Origin of the sequence: Paraburkholderia acidicola, assembly GCF_002362315.1 — a bacterium.
Classification (GTDB): Bacteria; Pseudomonadota; Gammaproteobacteria; order Burkholderiales; family Burkholderiaceae; genus Paraburkholderia; species Paraburkholderia acidicola.
On sequence record NZ_MTZV01000004.1, the window covers coordinates 228219 to 251124 of the forward strand.

The window sequence follows — 22906 nt, forward strand, 5'->3', positions numbered from 1 at the left end:
TGGCTTCCCCGAGGAAACCCATCGTGACGTCTTCCGGATCGGCGCGCCCTGCCCGCCGCAATACTGCATCGCTCAACGCTTCTGCGGCTGCCCCGGCTGCCGCTCCTGCCCGCGCGCCGAAGGGCGCAAAGGCGGCCGCGCCCGGTAAAACCAGCAAAAACGCCAGCCTGCATAAAGGCGGCAAGAGCGGCAAGGCCAGCAAAACCGCGGCGGCGACCCGCCCGGTCAAGGCCGGCAAGCGGTCGAAAGCAGAGGCGGCTCAAGCCGTTGCGATTGAAGCCGCACTGAATGGTGCGGCGGGGATTGCGCAAACCGCACCGCCAGCCGCGTCTGCAAGCGATGCAAAACCCGCCTCGAAAACCAGCGGGCGCACACGCGAAGACAAGGACCAGCCGCTCTTCCAGGACATCCGCTATCTGGGACGCCTGCTCGGCGACGTCGTGCGCGAGCAGGAAGGCAGCGAAGTGTTCGATGTCGTCGAGACGATCCGGCAGACCGCGGTGCGCTTTCGTCGCGAGGACGACAGTGCCGCCTCCCAGGCGCTCGACAAGAAGCTGCGCTCGCTGAGCCCGGAGCAGACGGTGAGCGTCGTGCGCGCGTTTAGTTACTTCTCGCATCTGGCGAACATCGCCGAAGACCGCCATCGCAACCGCCGCCACCGCATCCATGCGCTTGCTGGTTCGCAGTCGCAGGCGGGCACCATCGCGTACGCGCTCGAACGGCTGGTGGAAGCCGGCGCGGCGGCCACCCCCGTGCTACAGCAGTTCTTCAACGACGCGCTGATCGTGCCGGTGCTGACCGCCCACCCGACCGAAGTGCAGCGCAAGAGCATTCTCGATGCGCAGCACGACATCGCGCGGCTGCTTGCCGAGCGCGACCAGCCGCTCACGGTGCGCGAACGCGCGCACAACGAGTCGCTGCTGCGCGCCCGCGTCACGTCGCTGTGGCAAACGCGGATGCTGCGCGATGCACGCCTGACCGTCGCCGACGAAATCGAAAACGCGCTGTCGTACTACCGCGCGACGTTCCTCGAGGAAATTCCCGCGCTGTATGCGGACATCGAAGCCGCGCTCGCCGAACACGGCCTGCCCGCGCGCCTGCCGCCGTTCTTCCAGATGGGTAGCTGGATCGGCGGCGATCGCGACGGCAATCCGAACGTCACCGCCGCGACGCTCGAAGAAGCGATTACGCGCCAGGCCCAGGTGATCTTCGAACACTACCTGGAACAGGTACACAAACTCGGCGCCGAACTGTCGATCTCGAACCTGCTGACCGGCGCCAGCGACGATCTGAAGAAACTCGCCGCGCTCTCGCCGGACCAGTCACCGCATCGTGTCGACGAACCGTATCGCCGCGCGCTGATCGGCATGTACACGCGGCTCGCGGCAAGCGCGCGCGTACGGCTTGGCGAAGGTGCCGTGCCGGTGCGCAGCGCGGGCCGTGGCACGCAACCGGTACGCGCGCAGCCGTACGAGGATGCAGCGGAATTCGCGCGCGATCTGCAGGTGCTGCTCGACTCGCTGGCGGAGCATCACGGTGCCTCGCTGGCCACGCCGCGCCTGTCACCGCTCGCACGTGCCGCCGAAGTCTTCGGCTTCCATCTCGCGAGCATCGATCTGCGGCAAAGCTCGGACATTCACGAAGCGGTCGTCGCCGAACTGCTCAAGCGCGCGGGCGTCGAAGCCGACTACGCAGCGCTACCCGAAGCCGACAAGCTGCGCGTGCTGCTCGCCGAGCTTGCACAACCACGGCCACTGCGCTCGGCCTATATCGAGTACTCGGATCTCGCGAAGAGCGAACTGGGCGTGCTCGAAGCCGCGCGCGTCACGCGCGAGAAGTTCGGCCCGCGCGCCGTGCGCAACTACATCATCTCGCACACGGAAACCGTCAGCGATCTGGTCGAAGTGATGTTGTTGCAGAAGGAAACCGGCCTGCTGCAAGGGCGCCTGGGCGATGTGCACGAACCGGCGCGTGCTGGCCTGATGGTCATTCCGCTGTTCGAGACGATCCCCGATCTGCGCAACGCACCGCACATCATGCGCGATCTGATCGCGCTGCCTGGCGTCGATGCGCTAATCGAACATCAGGGCGGCGAGCAGGAAGTCATGCTCGGCTACTCGGACAGTAACAAGGATGGCGGCTTCCTCACGTCGAACTGGGAGCTGTATCGCGCGGAACTGGCACTCGTGTCGCTGTTCAACCAGCGCGGCGTCACGCTGCGGCTCTTTCACGGCCGCGGCGGTACGGTTGGGCGCGGCGGCGGTCCGACCTATCAGGCGATTCTGTCGCAGCCGCCCGGCACCGTCGACGGCCAGATCCGTCTGACTGAGCAAGGCGAAGTGATCGCGAGCAAGTTCGGCAATCCGGAGATCGGCCGGCGCAATCTGGAAACAGTGGTGGCCGCGACGCTCGAAGCATCGCTGCTGCCGCACGGCAACGCGCCCGCGCAGTTGCCCGCGTTCGAAGAAACGATGCAGAGCCTGTCTGACGCGGCGATGGCCTCCTATCGTGCGCTGGTCTATGAGACGCCGGGTTTCACCGACTATTTCTTCTCGTCGACACCGATCGCGGAAATCGCCGAGCTGAACATCGGTAGCCGGCCCGCGTCACGCAAACTGCAGGATCCGAAGCAACGCAAGATCGAAGACCTGCGTGCGATTCCGTGGGGGTTTTCGTGGGGTCAATGCCGGTTGCTGCTGACCGGTTGGTACGGCTTCGGCAGCGCGGTCGCCGCTCACCTCGATAGCGCGCCGAGCGATGCCGAGCGCAACCGCCGTCTCGCCGTACTGAAGAAGATGCACAAGACCTGGCCGTTCTTCGCGAACCTGCTGTCGAACATGGACATGGTGCTCGCCAAGACCGACCTCGCAGTCGCCTCGCGCTACGCGCATCTCGTCACCGACAAGAAGCTGCGCAAGCATGTGTTCGAGCGGATCGTCGCGGAGTGGGAGCGGACGTCGAAGGTGTTGTCGGAAATCACGGGCAAGAATGAGCGTCTTGCGGATAACCCGCTACTCGCACGGTCGATCAAGAACCGGTTTCCGTATCTCGATCCGTTGAATCACTTGCAGGTGGAGTTGCTCAAGCGACACCGCGCAGGCGATACAAACGCGCGGCTGCGGCGCGGGATTCATCTGACGATCAATGGGATTGCGGCGGGGTTGCGGAATACTGGGTAGCAGAAATATCGTCACCGGGCTGGCTCGCTAACATCGCGAGCCAGCCCGATCGACACAGCATGCCTAAACGGCGGCTGCGCGCTTCGGCGTCACCATCGACACCACAAACGTCACGACGATATTCAGCACCAGCGCGATCAAGCCGATATACAGCGGATACGTGGCGCCGCCCACATGCAGCGCGAACACCGGCTTGAGCCCCTGCACGATCGCGAGTCCCGTGCCGGTCACAATGCCCACCAGCCAGCCGAGGAACAACCCAGGTGTATTCAGCCGTCGCGTATACAGCGAGAACACGATCGCCGGGAAGATCTGCAGGATCCACACGCCGCCCAGCAGTTGCAGGTCGATCGCATACTGCGTCGGCAGCACGACGATAAACACCAGCGCGCCGAACTTCACTGCGAGCGACACGATCTTCGCCGTCGACGCTTCCGCCTGCGATGTCATATCCGGCGACACGAGCGGGCGCCACAGGTTGCGCGTGAACAGATTGGCCGCACCAATCGACATGATCGCCGCGGGCACCAGCGCGCTGATGGCAATCGCCGCCGCCGCGAAGCCGACGAACCACGACGGAAACAGCGTGGTGAACAGCGCCGGCACGACATCCGAGGCCGACTTCACGTGTACGCCAGCCGCGATCGCCATATAGCCGAGCAGCGCAATCAGACCGAGCAGCAACGTATAGGCAGGCAGAAAGATCGCGTTCTTGCGCACCGTCGCAGCGGACGACGACGACAGCACCGCCGTCATCGTGTGTGGATACATGAACGCGGCAAGCGCCGAACCTAGCGCCAGCGATGCATACGCGGTGAACTGCGTCGGCTTGAGCAGGATGCCGGTTGCACCGCCCTTCGCCTGGAAGTACTGGTCGGCGGCATCGAACACATGACCATAGCCACCGAGCTTCACCGGAATCAGCCAGATCGCCGCGATCACGACGATGTAGATCATGATGTCCTTGACGAACGCGATCATCGCCGGTGCGCGCAGGCCGCTCGTATACGTGTAGAGCGCGAGGATCACGAACGCGACGATCAGTGGCAGTTCGCCCGTCACGCCGAGCCCCTTGATCACGACCTGCATGCCTACCAGCTGCAGCGCGATGTACGGCATCGTCGCGATGATGCCGGTCAGCGCAACCGCGGCGGGGAACCACTTGCCGCCGTATTCACCTTGCACGTAATCGGCCGCGGTGATGTGGTCCTTCGCCTTCGCGATCTTCCACAGTCTCGGCATCACGGCAAACACGAACGGGTACACGATGATCGTATAGGGCAGCGCAAAAAACCCGTACGCGCCCACCGAATACACCAACGCCGGCACAGCGATCACGGTGTACGCCGTATAGAAGTCGCCACCGACGAGGAACCACGAGATGACGGTGCCGAACTGTCGTCCGCCGAGCCCCCATTCGTGCAATTGCGTCAGGTCGCCCCGTTTCCAGCGCGCGGCGAAGAAGCCGACCACGGTGACCAGCAGAAAGAACGCGATGAAAACACTCATCGCCACCGGATTGACAGGATTCAGATCGCTCATTTGATCCTCCGGTAGACGACGTAGATCAGGAGCGACGTCAACGGCACCCAGAGGAACTGATACCAGTAGAAGAACGGAAAGCCCGCAAATGAAGGACGCGCGTCGTTATAGAACGGCAGCCACAACAGCGCGATGTACGGAATGAGCAAGATGAGCCATAGCCATGAACGGCCGGGCTGATCGGTAGACTCCATGATTGTCTCCTCTGGTTTATTGAATCGGGGTACCTGGGCCGTACACTGCGGCGTCCGCCAGGGCGTGCGATGATTCGCGCGGGTCGTCGAGCTGTTTCTCTGCGACGACACGCAAGCCGGGGCACACAGTGGGAAGCATGCAATCCCCGGCGGCGTAGTATTCGCTGTTGCCGCCGTCGCGACAAGCGCACGAATACGTAACCCGGCTACGTAGTACTACGCAGCCAATCTGTTGCCTCTTTTCAGCGATGAACCTCAAAGCGAAGATGTTTCTGCTCGCCATCGTGCCGTTCCTGGCGGCGATCGCGGGTATCGAATTCGGCGTGCGCGAGCAGGCGCGGGTGCTCGCCGACACACAGCACGCGACGACGCAGGCCGCGTACCTGTCGAGCAAGCAGATCGAACTGAAGCACTACGTCGAGCTCGCAACCAGCGCGATCGCCCCGCTCTACGACACCGATCACAACAATGCGCGCGACGACGCGATGCTGCGCCTGCGGGCGCTCGACGTGCTGAAAAAGATGGACTTCGGCCCGGACGGCTATTTCTTCGTCTACGACATGCATGGGCGATCGCTGATGCATCCACGTCAATCGGACCTGGTGGGTCAGGACCTGTGGACCATGCGCGATCCGCAAGGCGCGCTGCCGATCCAGCAGCTAGTTGCAGCGGCAGCGCGCGGCGGCGGCTATGTGCGTTACGTGTGGAATCGTCCGTCGACGGGCCGGCTCGAGCCGAAGCTCGGCTATGTGGTGCCGCTCGAGCGCTGGGGATGGATGATCGGCACCGGCATCTATCTGGACGACGTCAACACGGCCCTCGCGCGGATCGATCAGCGCGCGTCGGCGAACATCGATCACACGATGATGTGGATCGGTGCGATTGCACTTGCGGGTCTCGGCGTAATCGCAGCCTGCGCGCTGGTGCTGAACGTCAGCGAATACCGCAGCGCCGACGCGAAACTGAAACGGCTTGCGCAGCAGGTGGTCGAGTCGCAGGAGACCGAACGCGCCCGGCTGTCGCGCGAACTGCACGACGGCATCAGCCAGATGATGGTGTCCGTAAAATTGCTGCTCGAATCGGCGATGGCGCATCTCGAACGCAGCGACGTCCGCATACCGGCGGCGCAAACCGCACTCTCGACGAGCCTCACGCGACTCGGCGACACACTGCGCGAAGTGCGTCGCATCTCGCACGCGTTGCGGCCCGCGATGCTCGACGATCTCGGCCTCGCTGCCGCGCTCGAACAGCTGACGCGAGAACTCAGCGACGAAGCCGGCATGGGTATCGGCTTTTCGCAGACCGGCCAGACGAGCGCGACACCGCTGCCGGACGCCGTCAACATCGTGCTGTTCCGCATCGCGCAGGAAGCGCTGACCAACGTCGTGCGTCACTCGCGGGCCACCCGCGCAACGCTCTCGCTCGACATCTCGGCCGATGCAGTCACGCTGTCGATGTTCGACAACGGGTGCGGCTTCGACGTCGCCTATGCATTTGCCGGTTCGCGTGGCGGCGTGGGACTGCGCAACATGCGCGAGCGGCTCGAGCGGCTCGCCGGCACCTTGTCGCTGGCGTCGCAGGCGGGTCATACGATCCTCACCGCGCGCGTGCCGCTCGCAAATGGCGCGCAGCGTCTACCGGTCTGAAGGACATTCAACATGAACGACATTTCGTCCTCCCCTGCGCGTCTGATGCTGGTCGACGATCATCCGCTCGTGCGCGATGGTTTGCGTGCGCGGCTCGATGCGGTGCCGACTTTCACAGTTGTCGGCGAAGCGGGCAATGCCGACGAGGCGCTCGCGCTCGCCGCGCAACATGAACCCGATCTCGTCCTGATGGATGTCGGCATGAAGGGAATGAACGGTATCGAACTGGCAGCCGTCTTTCACGAGCGCTTCCCTGCGATCCGCGTGCTGATGCTCTCGATGCACGACAACGTTCAGTACGTGACGCAGGCAGTGCGCGCCGGTGCAAGCGGGTACGTGCTGAAGGACTCGCCTGCGACGGAGATCATCCATGCAATCGATGCGGTGCTGCGCGGCGAGCGGTTCTTCAGCACGGAGCTCGGCGCGCGCATGATCCAGGCGTCCGCGATGCAGATGCCGGTCGAACAGTTGACACCGCGCGAGCGCGAGATTCTCGACGCGCTCGCTGACGGCCTGTCGAGCAAGCAGATCGCGCAGCGCAATGGGCTATCGGTACGCACGGTGGAGACGCACCGGCTCAATCTCAAACGTAAGCTCGATATCGAAGGACAAGCCGAGCTGATCAAGTTCGCAGTCGAGTACCGACGCAAGAACTAGCGCTGCGCGGCGGCGCGATCGCCGGACCGCTATCCCACCTCATATGTACACGGAATGAATCGGCGTACGCGCATTCGCGTGACGCGACGTCATTTCGTGTTGTGCCGCCAGGCGTCGCACTGCGCTGCTCTAATGGGTACTGGTAGACAGACGGATGCCATGGTTCGGCGGCACGGTGTTTCGAACGCACGCACATGCGTCAGAGCTCTTGCAAAAGGTTCGAGCGTTTGTAGCACGAGCAGCACGCACTCCCCGAATGACATGCGAAGGTCCGGCTTTTTTCGTCATTCATATCAGGAGAGCACCATGGCCCACGGCAACGGAATCGGCTCGACGCCGCCCAGCCCTTCATCCACTCATTTTCCGGAAACTGTCAATACACCGGCCGATGCGCAGCCGAGCCGCACCGGCTCACGGTCGCCCACCCAGTTTACGGACGAACGCCTGGCGCTCCCGGGTGCGCCACAACAGCACGGCAGCGACGGCACTCCGCCGCTATCGCGCGTCGCGACCGGACCGCAGCGGCGGGCATCGCTGCAGTCGCTACAGTCCCCGGCTCTGCGCAGAAGTGAAGAGACGCCAGGCATGCTGCCCGGTGACATGGAGATGCAGCCTAGCGTGCAGCCGCAGTCATCCGATGAGGCATCGATCGACCCCGAACGTATCTCGATGGACGACATCGAACGCGCAATGACCGACCTGGTCAACGTACCGCTTCCGCAGGATGTGAATACACCCGAGCGCCTCTGGGACTATATCAAGGCAGCACTGACGGCGGCGGTCGGCGGCGGAATTACTGCGGCGATTACGTTCGGTGTATTCCGCAGCGTCGGAGCGGCCGTCGAGCACACGTCGGACGCGGGTTTCGACCCGCAGCTGGCCAAACAGATGGAGGCGGTCGCGATCGGCGCCGGGTTTGGGGGTCTCGGCAATACGCTGGCAGCCATGGCCGCGGCACCCGCCGCCATGGCACTAGCATCGAAGGTTCTCGGCAGCAGCACGAAGCTGGTGCCCGAAGACCCTGAACAAATGGTGCCGCACGACGCGCCAAACCGTGACGCGCAGATCGCGGCGATCCGCACAGCGCAGTCGCAGTATGGTGTCGACTCCTGGAGAAACATCGCGGCTGGCATCCTGTCTTTCGGCGGTCTCAACGCGGCACGCGGCGCACTAACCGCGAATGCGGATCTGTCGGTGAGCGCCACCTACGGCGTAGCCATACTGACGTCGCTCCTCGCTGGCGCGCTGACGCCAATTCTGCTGCAGACCGTGCAGGCCAATAGTCGGATCGAGATTCAGGGGCCTAACGGCGAGTCGCAGCGAAAGCTGCTGTTCAGGCCAGCGTCGAGTCCTGCGCCGGACGTCGGCGACGCGGTCGCAACCGCGGTGCGAGGCTTTATGGGCGGTCGTGTGGGCCCGCGGGCAGCCGCGCACGTGATTTGGCAGATCGTACAACGCGATGGGATCGTCGGTGGTTCAACGATCGGGTTGGGCTTAACACAGGCCGTCATTCCCACCCTCAAGCAGGCGTTCATGAATGGGGACAAGCAATCGGCGGAAGAAGCCAACCGCAACGCCAGCGCCTTGATGAATGTGATCGGGTTCGCCATGGTCGTGACGACCTACTTCACCTTGCTCGGCAAAGTTGCCGCAACGCTGCCGCAACGAAACCCTGCGCCCGTTACGAATGAAACCGCTACCGATGAGCCCGCGGAGCTCGATTCCGCACCTCGCTAGCCGGGGTTGCGGCGTCTAGCCGCGGCTTCGCCTTACATTCGCTTCATTGGAGAAACACCATGCGTTCCAATCCGGCTCGCCAGCTCGCTAACCTGGCGACCAATCTCACCAGCACGACCGCCAGAGCGGCGGCGCAGACCACAGCAACGCGCGTGCCGACGACAAGTCCAACAAGCCCAACGAGCTCGGTGCCGCCGCAGCTTGCCGGGATCTCCGGCACGGGCGCAGGCTTGCGCCGGATGTCGTCAAGCGCCCCTCGTCCGATGTCCTCACTGCCGGGGTCGCCGAGGCAACCGTACGCGGCAATGGCGAACCGCTACGGCAAACTCGGACGTCTCAACGCCATGCCGGATCGCCCGGCACAGCCGACGTCCGAAAACGTGAAATGGGCCGCATCCAGCGAAACGCCGGAGTCGGCTAAGGCGGTCCGCAATGTGGTGGTAATCGGTTACGCGGAAGGCAACGAATTGCTGGCCGCGACGACACACTATCCGAACGCCGCGGTCAAGGGCATCGAAACGGATTCGGAAGCGGTAGCCCATGCGAAGAACGAGAAAAGCGGACTTGGCAACAACAAGGACATCGAGGTCACCGCCGCGATGGACTTCTCGAGTGCCGTCCAGAATGGGCACGTGAAGCCAGGCGAAGCCGATCGCATCGTGATGGCCTACGTGGCGCCCTACATGAACGATAACGAACTCGCGAACACCTTCGCCCATGCTGCTCACGTGCAGAAAGACGGCGACAGATTTTCTCTGTCGACGTACGGCTCGCAGCACGCGTACACCGAATCAAAAAACCTGAACATCCGGTCGGCGAGCGATCTGCTCGATATGGCGAAGGAAAACGGCTACGTGCTGGATCGGGCACAGGTACGTGTCGCGAGAGAAAACCCACCGGAGAACGATGCGCAAATCGTCACATCGCGGGAGAGTCTGATCAACCTCGACAAAACGATGGGCAAGCCCGGTCAGGCCGACGCGTGGCACACGATGGAATTGACCTTCAAGAAGGACGATAGCGTGCGGGACGAGTAATCTGCACCACGCTGCGCGAGCGATGCTCGCGCAGCAAACCGCTTGCGGTCACGCGCAATGCTTTAGCGCAACGCGTCAGCCCAACGCCACGCGCGCCGCCTTCGCCGCCGCCAACACCTGCTCCGGCGCCGTACCGCCCGGATGATTGCGGCTCGCGACCGACCCTTCCAGCGTCAGATAGTCGAACACATCGTCACCGAGCAGATGCGCGACGTTCGGCAGTTCGCTGCGCATTTCATCGAGCGTCAGATCGGCGAGATCGCAGCCGCGATCCACACAGATGCGCACCGCGTGTGCCACCGCTTCGTGCGCATCGCGGAACGCAAGCCCGCGCTTGACCAGATAATCGGCAAGATCGGTCGCCGTCGAAAAACCCTGCAACGCCGCCGCACGCATCGCCTGCGGCTTCACCGTGATACCCGCAGCCATCTCGGCAAAGATACGCAGCGTGTCGGCCACCGTATCGACGGTGTCGAACAGCGGTTCCTTGTCTTCCTGATTGTCCTTGTTGTACGCGAGCGGCTGGCCCTTCATCAGCGTCAAGAGACCGATGAGGTGACCGTTCACGCGCCCCGTTTTGCCGCGCGCGAGTTCGGGCACGTCGGGGTTCTTCTTCTGCGGCATGATCGACGAGCCAGTGCAGAAACGGTCCGCGAGATCGATGAAGCCGACGCGCGGGCTCATCCACAGCACGAGTTCCTCCGAGAAGCGCGAGACGTGGGTCATCACGAGCGCAGCAGCAGCGGTGAATTCGATCGCGAAGTCGCGATCGGAAACCGCATCGAGCGAATTGGTGCAGATGCCGTCGAAGCCAAGCGTCTTCGCGACCGCGTGACGATCGATCGGATAGCTGGTGCCCGCAAGCGCAGCGGCGCCGAGCGGCAGACGGTTCAGGCGGGCACGGCAGTCGTGCATGCGACTGGTGTCGCGCGTAAACATCTCGACGTACGCGAGCAGATGGTGGCCGAACGTGACCGGCTGCGCGACCTGCAGATGCGTGAAGCCCGGCATGATCGTCCCGGCATGCTGTTCCGCGAGATCGATCAGCGCGCGGCGCAGTTCGCCGAGCAAGCCGACGATCCGGTCGATCTCACCACGCAACCACAGACGGATATCGGTCGCGACCTGGTCGTTGCGCGAGCGGCCGGTATGCAGGCGCTTGCCCGCATCGCCGATCAGCGCGGTCAGGCGCGCCTCGATGTTCAGGTGCACGTCTTCTAGATCGAGTTGCCACTCGAACTCGCCCCGCTCGATTTCACCCTTGATCTGCGTCAAGCCGCGCTCGATGGCGGCGAGGTCGGCGGCGGCGATGATCTTCTGCGCGGCCAGCATCGACGCGTGCGCCAGCGATCCTTCGATATCGACGAGTGCGAGCCGCTTGTCGAAGAAGACCGACGACGTATAGCGTTTGACGAGCTCCGACATCGGCTCCGAGAAGCGAGCCGACCAGGCTTCGCCTTTTTTGTGCAGTTGGGACGTCATGGTGATGAGCAGTAAGCGTGCGGTGAAGCGGTTTGTGTGGGCGTGAGCCCGCCGCAAACCGGGGAAAGCGAGGATTTTAACACCCGGGGCCGTTGCGGTACCTCACGTAGCCGTCATACCTCGCGCACCAGCACGACGAGCTTGAGGTCGTCGCGATGCGCGGGCTTGAACGTGATCTGGTCGTAGACGACGCGGCCGTCGCGCGGATGATTGAATTCGCGTCGTCCGCCTTCGCGCTCGCCGACGTCCTGCGACGCCCAGAAGCGTGCGAACGCATCGCTGGCGGCGCTGAGCGCGTCGATCAGGCCGCGCGTCGGCGCGTCGTTCAGATGGCGGATCGAATCGGCGCGAAACTCGGCGGCCAGCCGTCGCGCACGCGTTTCCCAGTCGACGATCAGATCGCGCGCGCCCGGCTCGGTGAACGTGAAGCGCAGCAGGTTGCGATCGTGCGTGCCGTCGAGCCAGCCGACGAACAGGTCCGCCGCACGTGCATTCCACGCCAGCGCATTCCACTGTCGATCGAGTACATAGGCGGGCGTGTCGACGAGCTGGACGGTTTGCAGCAGCGTGTCGGGAGCATCGGCGGCGGCCGGGTCTGGCTCGGCCGGATCGCGCTGCGCCGCGAGTTCGAACAGATACGCACGCTCCGCACGCGAAAGCTGCAACGCCACCGCGATCCGCGCGAGCGCATCCGCGGAAGCCGACACCGGGCGGCCCTGCTCGATCCAGGTGTACCAGGTCGGGCTCACGCCGCACAACTGCGCGACCTCTTCGCGGCGCAGGCCCGGCGTGCGGCGCCGCGGCCCCGGCGGCAGACCGACCGCTGCCGGCGACAGGCGCTCGCGATGCGCACGGATGAAGTCGCCGAGCGCGCGGGCAGGTGTCGCGTCGAGCGGGGGCGGTGAATCGGCGGGAGACGGCGTGTGGATCATCGGTCAGGCGCGCTGGCGGGGTGCGCGTAGGCATCGTGAATGGGGTGGCGAGTAGCGCCAGTACCGGGATAACTGTGCGGCTAGTACCGGTACTGGTTTGGGCTCCATTGTAGCGGTTGCGGCGCAAAACGCTTCGCCCGCGCCCCCGCCGCCGAAGCCGGTCGCGGTCTGAAGCGCGGGCCGCGCCGCGCCCAAACGACGCACCGCCAGCCGGTCATCGGCCGCTAACGCATCGGCGATAATGACCCCATCGTCTCTCACCGTTCGCCCTGCTCCCCCGCCCATGATCGTCCGTCCGCATCTGCACTGGTTCCGCATGCTGCTCGCGTGGCGTGGCTCCGTCTTGCCGGAACTACTGCCGCGCCTCTTTCTGATTTTCTGCATCTCGGTGCTTGCGGTGGTCGCGCATACGCATCGGCTGGCGGTCGGGCTCGACCTGAGCCCCACGCCGTTCTCGTTGATCGGCATCGCGCTCGCGGTGTTTCTCGGGTTTCGCAACAACACGAGCTACGACCGCTACTGGGAAGCGCGCAAGCTGTGGGGACAGTTGCTGATCGACGCGCGCTCGCTGACACGCCAGGTGCTGACGCTGACGCGTAGCAATGCCAGCGCGAACGCCAACGACGCAGCCGAGGTGCGCGAATTCGTCGCCGTGCTGAGCGCGCTACCGCATGCGTTACGACACCAGCTGCGCAAGACCGACCCACGCGACGACCTCGCGGCCCGGCTACCCGCAGCGCTCGTCGAACGCGTGATGGCCTCGCGCTACCGTCCCGCGACGTTGATGCTCTGGCTCGGAGAATGGGTACAGCGTCGTGCGCGCGAAGGCACGCTCGACTCATGGGCCGTGCTGGCGTTCGATCGCAATCTGCATGGTGTGTCGGAGGTGATCGGCGGATGCGAGCGCATTGCTTCGACGCCGCTGCCGTTCGCGTACTCGGTGATGATCCATCGCACCGTTTATTTTTTCTGTGCGGCACTACCGTTCGGCCTTGTCGACAGCATTGGCCTGTTCACGCCGGTGTTCAGTGTGTTCGTCGCGTACACGTTCATGGCGCACGAAGCGATCGCCTCACAGATCGAAGACCCCTTCGGCATGGAAGACAACGATCTCGCGCTCAACATGCTATCCGCGTCGATCGAGGACGCGACGCGCGATCTGCTCGGTGAACCGTCGCTCGAAGCTCACGCATCGCCGCGTAAGCCGACTTTCGTGCTCGATTGAGACCTACGCCACTGCGTACTCTGCGCACGCAGCTCAGTCGTTCCCAACCGTTTCCGACAGCCGCTTGAGCGTCGCGATCCGCGCACCGATGATATCGATCCGGCTATGCGCATCGATCACCGGCGTAGTCCCATCGCGGAACCCAACCCACGCGCGCTGCGCCTGCACGAGCGTCACTCGCGCGCCCGGCGGCATCCGCGCGTTGAGCCTTCGGTAGTAGCGGTTCAGATCGAACATCGCGTGTTCGCATTGCGCATCGGCCGAACAGGCGCGCAGACGCGGCAACGGATCGTCACTGCCTTCACGCAGCGCCGCACGCCGCAGCGCGAGCGCACGGTCGCGCACCGGCTGCAACTGCATATCGGCTTCAAACAGCACGTACATCGTGCCGTGCGTCGTTGCGAAGACCGCGCGCTGCATCTTCGCTTCGGCATCGCGCCATTGGGTCCAGCGCTTCTGGCTGGTTTCCCAGCGCCTGTGCTGCACGCCCGACGACTTCGCGAGCACCTGCTGATACGCCATATCGAGCGCGGCCTGCCACGCGGTGCGCGCGGTGTTCATGCATTGCACCTGCCCCGCCGTCGACGACATATCGCTGCGCGCAAGACACGTACGCATTGCCGCGTCGATCGGATCGGCAGCGGCAACCTCTGCGTGAGCGACACGCGCGACCTGTGGCGCGGCGAACGCGGCTAGCGCGAGCATCGCCGCTGCCGCAATCGACGCGAACTTCCGGTTCACCATCGTCAGCCGCGTACGCAATCGACGAAGTATTCGACGCGCCCGTTGATCGTCTCGCCGACGAGCCCGTGAATGTCCGTATGAAAACCCGGGAAGCGCTCGTTGAACTCGCGCGCAAAGCGCAGGTAGTTGACGATCGTGCGGTTGAAGCGCTCGCCTGGAATGAGCAGCGGAATACCCGGCGGATACGGCGTGAGCAGGATCGACGTCACGCGGCCTTCGAGTTCGTCGATAGGCACGCGATCGACCTCGCGGTGCGCGAGCTTCGCGAACGCTTCGGACGGTTTCATCGCGGGTTCCATACTCGACAGGTACATCTCGGTGGTCAGACGCGCGATGTCGTTGGCACGGTAAACGCTGTGAATCTGCTCGCACAGATCGCGCAGGCCCATGCGCTCGTACGCGGGATGGTGCGCAACGAATTCGGGCAGCACGCGCCACAGCGGCTGGTTATTGTCGTAGTCGTCCTTGAACTGCTGCAGCTCGGTGACCATCGAGTTCCAGCGACCCTTCGTGATACCGATCGTGAACATGATGAAGAACGAGTACAAGCCGGTCTTCTCGACGATGATGCCGTGCTCGGCCAGATACTTCGTGACGATCGCGGCCGGAATGCCGGACACGCCAAATTCGCCGTCCACGTTCAGCCCCGGCGTGATGATCGTCGCCTTGATCGGGTCGAGCATGTTGAAGCCTTCGGCGAGCGGACCGAAGCCGTGCCAGCGCTCGTTCGGCCGCAGTATCCAGTCTTCGCGCGAACCGATGCCTTCGTCAGCGAGTGCTTCCGGGCCCCACACTTCGAAGAACCAGTCGTCGCCGTACTCCTTGTCGACCTTGCGCATCGCGCGGCGGAAATCGAGCGCCTCGGCAATCGATTCCTCAACGAGCGCCGTGCCGCCCGGCGGCTCCATCATCGCCGCGGCGACGTCGCACGACGCGATGATCGCGTACTGCGGGCTCGTCGACGTGTGCATCAGATACGCCTCGTTGAAACGATGGCGGTCGAACGTGCTGTTCTCCGAGTCCTGCACGACGATCTGCGAAGCCTGCGAAATACCGGCGAGCAGCTTGTGCGTGGAATGCGTCGCGAACACCAGCGCGCCGGTACGCGGACGGCCCGCGCCGATGGCGTGCATGTCCTGATAGAACTCGTGGAACTCGGCGTGCGGCAGCCACGCTTCGTCGAAGTGCAGCGTGTCGAGCAGATCGCCGAGTAGGTCCTTGATCATCTCGACGTTGTAGATCACGCCGTCGTAGGTGCTTTGCGTGATCGTCAGGATGCGCGGCTTCGCGTTCGGATTCTTCTCGAGTGCTTCGCGCGCGAACGGATTCGCCTCGATCTTCTTGCGAATGTTCTCCGGCTTGAACTCGTCGCGCGGAATCGGCCCGATGATGCCGAAGTGGTTGCGCGTCGGCGTGAGGAACACGGGGATCGCACCCGTCATCGTGATCGCGTGCAGGATCGACTTGTGGCAGTTACGGTCCACCAGCACGATGTCGCCCGGTGCGACCGTCGCGTGCCAGACGATCTTGTTCGACGTCGACGTGCCGTTGGTGACGAAGAACAGATGATCCGCGCTGAAGATGCGCGCCGCGTTGCGCTCGGAGGCGGCGACCGGGCCTGTGTGATCAAGCAGCTGGCCGAGTTCGTCGACGGCATTGCAGACGTCCGCGCGCAGCATGTTCTCGCCGAAGAACTGGTGGAACATCTGGCCAAGCGGATTCTTCAGGAACGCAACGCCGCCCGAGTGGCCCGGGCAGTGCCACGAATATGAGCCTTCGTCCGCGTACTTCACGAGTTCCTTGAAGAACGGCGGCGCGAGCGCGTCGAGATACACCTTGGTCTCGCGGATGATATGGCGCGCGACGAACTCCGGCGTGTCCTCGAACATGTGGATGAAGCCGTGCAGCTCGCGCAGGATGTCGTTCGGAATGTGCCGCGACGTGCGTGTTTCGCCGTACAGGAAGATCGGGATATCCGAGTTGCGGCGGCGCACTTCGGTCACGAACGCGCGCAGGTCGATGATCGCCGACGCGAGTTCGGGCGTGTCGTCTTCGTTGCCGGGGTTTTCGATGAACGGCAGCAGTTCGTCGTCGTCGATCGACAGGATGAAGCACGACGCGCGGCTCGATTGCTGTGCAAACGACGTGAGATCGCCGTAGCTCGTCAGCCCGAGCACTTCGACGCCTTCCTTCTCGATCGCTTCCGCGAGCGCCCGGATGCCGGAACCCGAGATGTTCTCGGAACGGAAATCTTCGTCGATGATGACGACGGGAAAACGAAACTTCATGGGCGATTCTCCAAAAAGAACGACCGCTGCTTGTGTTGCGCAGCGGTCACCCGGCAATCCGGTGAGTCAATGCGCTCGAGCGTCACGTTTTAGGCAACGTCACGCCACGTTGACCTTGATATTTGCCGCCGCGATCCGCGTACGACACCTCACAAATTTCGTCGCTTTCAAAGAACAACACCTGCGCGACGCCTTCGTTCGCGTAGATTTTGGCAGGCAAAGGTGTCGTATTCGAGAATTCGAGCGTGACATACCCTTCCCATTCCGGCTCGAACGGTGTCACGTTGACGATAATGCCGCAGCGCGCATAGGTCGATTTGCCGAGGCAGACCGTCAGCACGCTGCGCGGGATACGGAAATATTCGACCGTGCGGGCAAGCGCGAACGAGTTCGGCGGGATGATGCAGACGTCACCCTTGAAGTCGACAAACGACTTCTCGTCGAAGTTCTTCGGGTCGACGATCGTGGAATTGATGTTCGTGAAGATCTTGAATTCGTCCGCGCAGCGGATGTCGTAGCCGTAGCTCGAGGTCCCGTAGCTGACGATCTTGCGGCCATCCTCAGACACCCGCACCTGATCGCGAACAAACGGCTCGATCATCTGATGTCCCTCGGCCATACGCCGGATCCACTTGTCGGATTTGATTGCCATAGAGTCGGGTTGAACGCTGGTTGGTCGCTACCGGGTGATGCCGGGTCGCTACGGTGACATGGAGACCGGCTGACGCGCCCGTGGGGCGCGGGTTGCCGGACGAAAGGCGGTTATTTTACGCGATCGGGAGAAAGCTGCTGCTCATCGGGCCGGCGAGCCGGACAGGTGCGCCACGTGGGTCGTGCGGCACTATCGACTGCACTCACTGACGGATCGCGCCGCACGCGAGCGCGGGACCCGCGCTGTGCAGAGGATACGCGTAAGGATCGCCCGCATCGCGATGGACCAGCACGGACCGCTGCAATACCGAGCGGATGCCGTCGAGCGAAACATCCGGCGCGACGATGAAGCCGGCCGCGACACCGTTCGCGTCCGCGTGAATGTTGCCGAGATCGCCCTCGACCCGGGCGCCCGCCTTCAGGCGCTCGGCCGCGGGGGAAAACACCGGGCCGGCCGCCGAGCCATCCACGGAGTTGCAGTCGCCGCGTTCGTGTACCTGCAGCGCGTGGTCGGAGTTCGCGGGCAGGCCGGACAGGTTGTAAGTGACCTGCACGCCGTCCGAACGCTCGATGAAGGTCACCGTGCCGCGCGCCATGCTCCCCACGGTCGGCAGCAACTGTGCGTCCGCGCGCTTTTCCTGCGGCCGCAGGAAAGCCGAGCAGCCGCACAGTAGCAACCCGCTCGCAGCCATCACGATGAACGCATGTGCCGCGTGCCCGTCGATTCGTTTTCTCATGCGATCCTCTTGTCGGCCGCTGGCCGCCCCTGCGGCCAGTCTGCCAGACCTGACGAAGCCCACATGATACCGCGAGCGACGGCCCGGATTGACGCCTTCGGCGGCCGTGCCTAAGGCGCGCTCAGGTGTTCTGGATCACGATGTTCGGAAACTTCGAGGTCATGTCGCGTGCGCGCTCGGCAATGTGGATCGCAACCTTGCGCGCGATCGCCCGGTAAACCTCGGCGATGCGGCCGTCCGGGTCGGCTGCGACAGTGGGCCGGCCCGAGTCGGTCTGCTCGCGGATCGCGATATCGAGCGGCAGGCTGCCGAGCAGTTCCACGCCGTATTCGCGCGCCATCCGGTCGCCGCCGCCGGCGCCGAAGACATGCTCCTCATGACCGCAGTTCGAGCAGATATGCGTGCTCATGTTCTCGACGATGCCGAGAATCGGAATCCCGACCTTCTCGAACATCTTCAGACCTTTCTTCGCGTCGAGCAGCGCGATGTCCTGCGGCGTCGTCACGATCACCGCGCCGGTGACAGGCACGCGCTGCGACAGCGTGAGCTGGATATCGCCGGTGCCGGGCGGCATATCGACGATCAGGTAGTCGAGATCCTGCCAGTTCGTCTGCCGCAGCAGCTGTTCGAGCGCGGAAGTCGCCATCGGGCCGCGCCAGACCATCGGATTGTCCTGTTCGATCAGAAAACCAATCGAATTGGCCTGCATACCGTGGCCGACGAGCGGAATCATCGATTTGCCGTCGGGCGATTCGGGGCGACCGTCGATGCCGAGCATCATCGGCAGCGACGGACCGTAGATGTCCGCATCGAGTATGCCGACCGACGCGCCCTCGCTCGCCAGCGCAAGCGCGAGGTTCACGGCGGTCGTGCTCTTGCCGACACCGCCCTTGCCCGACGCAACCGCGACGATGTTCTTCACGTTCGGCAGCAGTTTCACGCCGCGCTGCACCGTATGCGCCGCGATTTGCTGCGACACCGTCACACGGGCTTCAGCGACACCCGGCACGGCACGCAATGCCTCGGTGACGAGCGCGTTCAGCGCTTCAAACTGGCGTTTGGCCGGATAGCCCAGCACGAGGTCGACACTGACCGTCGAACCATCGATTGCCACATTGCGGAAATTTTTTGCCGCCGCAAACGGGCGGCCAGTGTTGGGGTCGGTGACAGCCGAGAGGGCGGCGTCGACCAATGCCCGATCGATACTCATTGAAACTCCGTGGGAACGCTTGCGGCGCGGGGGAATCGAAGCTTCCGCCAGCCGCCGGAAATTGAAAGAAATTGTTAGTCGCCATTGCGCAAAACAGGCTTGCCAGGCACCCTTCGCGAGCAGCAAGCTATAGGGCCTTGCCCGGGTGCCTCGAGGCTTTGCCGCTGCAGGCTTAAGCCGTCATTGTAGTGGCTGCCGCGTGCCGCTGCCGGAAGACCCTGTTGCGTGGTGTATCGGCGGTCCGGCTTCTGTCGTCGTCGAGCCGTCTTACTCAAGAGAGGAATCAAAAATGAATGCAAAAATCATGACTCGCATGTCGGTACTCACCCTCGTCGGCGCGCTGCTTGCCGGCTGTGCCACTCCGCAGGGCACCAACACCGCAGTCGGTACCGGTGTGGGCGCCGGTCTCGGCGCCGGTATCGGTGCGCTGATTGGCGGCGGCAAGGGTGCGGCGATCGGCGCAGGTGTAGGCGCGGCGGCCGGCGGCATCACCGGCTACAACTGGCAGGCCATCCACAACAAGCTGACCGGCGCGACCGCCGGTACCGGCACACAGATCACCGAGCAGCCGGACGGCTCGCTCAAGCTGAACATCCCGAGTTCGGTGACGTTCGACACCAACCAGTACGCGATCAAGCCGAGCTTCGCACCGGTGCTCGATCAGGTCGCACAGACGCTCAACCAGAATCCTGAAGTGATCGCCCAGGTCATCGGCTATACGGACAGCACGGGTCAGGCGGCCTACAACCAGACGCTGTCGGTGAATCGTGCGCAGAGCGTCACGAACTACCTCGCGCAGCGCGGCGTTGCGGGGCAACGCCTGTCGGCGGATGGCCGCGGCGCGTCCAATCCGGTTGCCGATAACAACACGGAAGCGGGTCGCGCACAAAATCGTCGCGTCGAAGTCTATCTGCGCGCTACGGCTCAGCACGCGCAGTAACGCGCGCCTGCAACTGATCGAAAGAGGGGGATGATCGTTGCGGAGCCCGGCTGATCGGGTCCGTAACGAGCGCAGAAAAAATCGCACCGGACGAAACGAAAAATTTTTCGAACTCTTGCGATCTGACCGTGTCTGTATTTACGGTACGTGGCTGGCGATGCCGGCGCGTCACCATTCTCCTCTTGTCGTTGTTGCTCCGGGGCCGAATCGCCCCGGTTTTTTTTTGCCTGTCGTTTTTTACTGGTCTTGTTCCGTTGGCGTTTCTCGTTAGCGTTTCCCGTCGGTATTTCCCGCCGGTATTTCCTGGTTCTCCACGCTGAGTCGCCGTTTTGTCACATGGCGCATAGCGTTATCGTGCGTGGCATTACCGCACGTTTCCGGCCCGCTGCATCAACGTCGCCGACCCCGACAAGCGCACTCCGGGTCCCGGTGAGCCCCACCCGCGTTGTGCGGCCGCCCTGCTAGAATCGCTGTTTCGTCCCCCGCCAAGCCCCGGAATATCCATGTCAGCACCCGCCAACGACCCCAGCGCCGTCGACGCGCCGTCGCAGCCCCGTCAGATCCTCGTCACGTCCGCGCTGCCATATGCGAACGGGCAGATCCACATCGGCCATATGGTCGAGCATATCCAGACGGATATCTGGGTCCGGACGCTGCGGATGCACGGACACGAGGTCTACTACGTCGGCGGCGACGATACGCACGGCACGGCGATCATGCTGAGCGCAGAGCGGGAGGGCATCACACCGAAGCAGCTGATCGACCGCGTGTGGCAAGAGCGCACGCGCGATTTCGCCAGCTTCGGCGTGCAATACGACAATTACTACACGACCCATTCGGAAGAGAACCGTGTGCTGTCGGAGTCGATCTACACCTCGTTGCAGGCCGCCGGCCTGATCGAGGCGCGGGACATCGAACAGGCGTACGACCCGGTCAAGGAAATGTTCCTGCCGGACCGCTTCATCAAGGGCGAGTGCCCGAAGTGCGGCGCGAAGGATCAGTACGGCGATAGCTGCGAGGTCTGCGGTTCGACCTATCAGCCGACCGACCTGATCAATCCGTATTCGGTCGTCTCGGGTGCGACGCCGATCCGCAAGATCTCGACGCACTACTTCTTCCGCCTGTCCGATCCGCGCTGCGAGAATTTCCTGCGCGGCTGGGTCGGCGGTCTGGCGCAACAGGAAGCCACCAACAAGATGCGCGAATGGCTCGGCGATGCGGGCGACGCGAAGCTCGCCGACTGGGACATCTCGCGCGATGCGCCGTACTTCGGCTTCGAGATTCCGGGCGCGCCCGGCAAATACTTCTATGTGTGGCTCGACGCGCCGGTCGGCTACTACGCAAGCTTCAAGAACCTGTGCGAGCAGCGCGGCATCGACTTCGACGCGTGGGTGCGCAAGGATTCGACCACCGAGCAGTATCACTTCATCGGCAAGGACATCCTGTATTTCCACACGCTGTTCTGGCCGGCCATGCTCGAGTTCTCGGGCCATCGCACGCCGACCAACGTGTTCGCGCACGGCTTCCTGACGGTGGACGGTACGAAGATGTCGAAGTCGCGCGGCACGTTCATCACCGCGAAAAGCTATATCGACACGGGCCTGAACCCCGAGTGGCTGCGCTATTACTACGCCGCGAAGCTGAATAGCACGATGGAAGACATCGACCTGAACCTCGGCGATTTCCAGGCACGCGTGAACAGCGATCTCGTCGGCAAGTACGTGAACATCGCGAGCCGCGCGGCGGGCTTCCTGATCAAACGTTTCGACGGCCGCATCCTGGACAGCGCGATGCGTCATCCGCTGCTCGATACACTGCGTGCAGCGATTCCGCAGATCGCCGCGCATTACGAAGCACGCGACTACGGCCGCGCGCTGCGCACGACGATGGAACTCGCCGACAGCGTCAATGCCTATGTGGATACTGCGAAGCCCTGGGATCAGGCGAAAGACCCGGCGAACGCAGTCGCGCTGCATGAAACCTGCAGCGTCAGCATCGAAGCGTTCCGTCTGCTGTCGCTGGCACTGAAGCCGGTGCTGCCGAAGCTTGCGCAATCGGTCGAAGCGTTCCTCGATATCGCACCACAGATGTGGGCCGACGCGAACACGCCGCTCACATCGCAACGTCCGATCAACGCGTATCAGCATCTGATGACGCGCGTCGATCCGAAGCAGATCGATGCGTTGCTCGCAGCGAATCGCGAGTCGCTGCAAGCAACCGGCGCGGCCACGGCTGCGGCACCTGCCGCTGCGGCCGGCGCAAAAACGTCGGCGAAAGCCGCTCAGGCCGGAGCGGACACGCCGGACGTCATCTCGATCGACGATTTCGCGAAGATCGATCTGCGCATTGCGAAGATCGTCGATTGCCGTGCGGTTGAAGGATCGGACAAGTTGCTGCAACTGACGCTCGACGTCGGCGAGGAGAAGACGCGCAACGTGTTTTCCGGCATTAAATCCGCGTACCAGCCGGAGCAACTGGTCGGCAAATTCACTGTGATGGTCGCGAACCTCGCGCCGCGGAAGATGAAATTCGGTCTGTCGGAAGGGATGGTGCTCGCGGCGTCGGCAACCGATGAAAAAGCCGAGCCGGGTCTTTACCTGCTCGAACCCGATAGCGGTGCGAAACCGGGCATGCGCGTGAAGTAAATCGCGTAGAGCAAAGCAGTAAAAATCGGCGGGCTCTAAAAAAGCCCGCCGATTTTTTTC

Annotated in this window: 17 protein-coding genes; 8 read left to right on the forward strand and 9 right to left on the reverse strand. The window is 63.5% G+C overall.

From position 1 onward, the window contains the following. Nucleotides 1–23: 23 nt before the first annotated feature. Nucleotides 24–3179: a phosphoenolpyruvate carboxylase gene (ppc, locus tag BWP39_RS11270; RefSeq protein ID WP_096720135.1), complete on the forward strand. Its 3156-nt coding sequence runs from the start codon at nucleotides 24–26 to the stop codon at nucleotides 3177–3179. A gap of 63 nt (nucleotides 3180–3242) precedes the next feature. Here ppc and mctP read toward each other — a convergent pair whose 3' ends face one another. Beyond that, on the reverse strand, nucleotides 3243–4721 hold the full coding sequence (gene mctP / locus BWP39_RS11275; RefSeq protein WP_096720137.1) for a monocarboxylate uptake permease MctP: 1479 nt from the start codon (nucleotides 4719–4721) through the stop codon (nucleotides 3243–3245). Further along, on the reverse strand, nucleotides 4718–4915 hold the full coding sequence (locus tag BWP39_RS11280) for a DUF3311 domain-containing protein (RefSeq protein ID WP_096720139.1): 198 nt from the start codon (nucleotides 4913–4915) through the stop codon (nucleotides 4718–4720). The genes mctP and BWP39_RS11280 overlap by 4 nt, the downstream gene beginning before the upstream one ends. Nucleotides 4916–5163: 248 nt before the next feature. On the opposite strand from BWP39_RS11280, the gene BWP39_RS11285 reads away from it, so the two are divergent. The 4 genes from BWP39_RS11285 (at nucleotide 5164) to BWP39_RS11300 (ending at nucleotide 9992) form a co-directional block, all read left to right on the forward strand. Further along, complete coding sequence (locus BWP39_RS11285) at nucleotides 5164–6561, forward strand: cache domain-containing protein (protein WP_096720141.1); 1398 nt, start codon at nucleotides 5164–5166, stop codon at nucleotides 6559–6561. Nucleotides 6562–6573: 12 nt separating this feature from the next. Then, nucleotides 6574–7218 carry a response regulator gene (locus BWP39_RS11290; protein WP_096720143.1) on the forward strand — a complete coding sequence of 215 codons (645 nt, stop codon included), beginning with the start codon at nucleotides 6574–6576 and terminating at the stop codon, nucleotides 7216–7218. 669 nt (nucleotides 7219–7887) lie between these two features. Further along, complete coding sequence (locus BWP39_RS11295; protein WP_133116857.1) at nucleotides 7888–8955, forward strand: hypothetical protein; 1068 nt, start codon at nucleotides 7888–7890, stop codon at nucleotides 8953–8955. Between the two features lie 59 nt (nucleotides 8956–9014). Beyond that, nucleotides 9015–9992 (forward strand): class I SAM-dependent methyltransferase, encoded by a 978-nt coding sequence (locus BWP39_RS11300; protein ID WP_133116858.1) that lies wholly within the window; start codon nucleotides 9015–9017, stop codon nucleotides 9990–9992. A gap of 75 nt (nucleotides 9993–10067) precedes the next feature. Here BWP39_RS11300 and argH read toward each other — a convergent pair whose 3' ends face one another. Together argH and BWP39_RS11310 are read right to left on the reverse strand one after the other, a co-directional pair. After that, the gene (argH, locus tag BWP39_RS11305) at nucleotides 10068–11474 is read right to left on the reverse strand and encodes an argininosuccinate lyase (RefSeq protein ID WP_096720149.1); all 1407 of its coding nucleotides are present in this window, start codon (nucleotides 11472–11474) and stop codon (nucleotides 10068–10070) included. A 113-nt stretch (nucleotides 11475–11587) separates the two neighbouring features. Next, nucleotides 11588–12403 carry a helix-turn-helix transcriptional regulator gene (locus BWP39_RS11310; protein ID WP_096722444.1) on the reverse strand — a complete coding sequence of 272 codons (816 nt, stop codon included), beginning with the start codon at nucleotides 12401–12403 and terminating at the stop codon, nucleotides 11588–11590. A gap of 286 nt (nucleotides 12404–12689) precedes the next feature. Between BWP39_RS11310 and BWP39_RS11315 the strand changes: the two genes are divergently transcribed. After that, nucleotides 12690–13631: a bestrophin family protein gene (locus BWP39_RS11315; protein ID WP_096720151.1), complete on the forward strand. Its 942-nt coding sequence runs from the start codon at nucleotides 12690–12692 to the stop codon at nucleotides 13629–13631. 33 nt (nucleotides 13632–13664) lie between these two features. On the opposite strand, the gene BWP39_RS11320 is transcribed toward BWP39_RS11315, so the two are convergent. From BWP39_RS11320 to apbC, 5 genes are all read right to left on the reverse strand, one after another. Further along, nucleotides 13665–14375 carry a lysozyme inhibitor LprI family protein gene (locus tag BWP39_RS11320; RefSeq protein ID WP_096720153.1) on the reverse strand — a complete coding sequence of 237 codons (711 nt, stop codon included), beginning with the start codon at nucleotides 14373–14375 and terminating at the stop codon, nucleotides 13665–13667. Nucleotides 14376–14377: 2 nt separating this feature from the next. Beyond that, nucleotides 14378–16663 (reverse strand): arginine/lysine/ornithine decarboxylase, encoded by a 2286-nt coding sequence (locus tag BWP39_RS11325; RefSeq protein ID WP_096720155.1) that lies wholly within the window; start codon nucleotides 16661–16663, stop codon nucleotides 14378–14380. Nucleotides 16664–16745: 82 nt separating this feature from the next. Continuing rightward, entirely contained in the window at nucleotides 16746–17315 is a 570-nt protein-coding gene (gene dcd, locus BWP39_RS11330) for a dCTP deaminase (RefSeq protein WP_096720157.1), read from the reverse strand. A 202-nt stretch (nucleotides 17316–17517) separates the two neighbouring features. Beyond that, entirely contained in the window at nucleotides 17518–18051 is a 534-nt protein-coding gene (locus BWP39_RS11335; RefSeq protein ID WP_096720159.1) for a superoxide dismutase family protein, read from the reverse strand. A 121-nt stretch (nucleotides 18052–18172) separates the two neighbouring features. After that, entirely contained in the window at nucleotides 18173–19261 is a 1089-nt protein-coding gene (gene apbC, locus BWP39_RS11340; RefSeq protein ID WP_096720161.1) for an iron-sulfur cluster carrier protein ApbC, read from the reverse strand. Between the two features lie 289 nt (nucleotides 19262–19550). On the opposite strand from apbC, the gene BWP39_RS11345 reads away from it, so the two are divergent. Both BWP39_RS11345 and metG read left to right on the forward strand, forming a co-directional pair. Then, complete coding sequence (locus BWP39_RS11345) at nucleotides 19551–20201, forward strand: OmpA family protein (RefSeq protein WP_096720163.1); 651 nt, start codon at nucleotides 19551–19553, stop codon at nucleotides 20199–20201. Between the two features lie 503 nt (nucleotides 20202–20704). After that, nucleotides 20705–22846 (forward strand): methionine--tRNA ligase, encoded by a 2142-nt coding sequence (metG, locus tag BWP39_RS11350; RefSeq protein WP_096720165.1) that lies wholly within the window; start codon nucleotides 20705–20707, stop codon nucleotides 22844–22846. Nucleotides 22847–22906: the final 60 nt, after the last annotated feature.